The organism is Ligilactobacillus acidipiscis DSM 15836, assembly GCF_001435755.1.
Taxonomy (GTDB): Bacteria; Bacillota; Bacilli; order Lactobacillales; family Lactobacillaceae; genus Ligilactobacillus; species Ligilactobacillus acidipiscis.
The window spans coordinates 1-317 of the sequence record NZ_AZFI01000401.1 but is presented as its reverse complement, the minus strand read 5'-3'; the positions used below and the strand labels follow the sequence as shown (position 1 = coordinate 317).

1 protein-coding gene is annotated in these 317 nt (G+C 45.7%); it reads right to left on the bottom strand.

Annotated elements, in window-relative coordinates; translation table 11 throughout:
* Positions 1-51: 51 nt before the first annotated feature.
* Positions 52-317, bottom strand: a 266-nt coding sequence (locus FC65_RS11255) for a transposase (protein WP_191979923.1), incomplete at its 5' end; no start/stop codon positions are given.

Here is a 317-nt window from a genome sequence, read left to right as displayed (position 1 = left end):
GGCGTACTTGCCCCTTGGTCGAACGGCCTTTTTTTGATTTATCGTACTGAGCTAGCCCCACTGTAGCGCTTGGATTCGAGCTAACAGTTGATAAAACAAATCCTGATAGACGTGGTGGCGACTTAATTTTAGATAAAGTTGCCGGCCGCTGGTCACCAGCTTACCCGCTACTTTAAACAGCCATAAGCGCAAGTTTGTAACCTGTAATCGCTGATGTTGTGCAGGCAACAATTGGCGCATCAAGCTGACTAAATTATAAGCGAGGACACTGAGCATCATGCGGGCATAATTTGGTATAAATTGCGAGCTAGTCATTT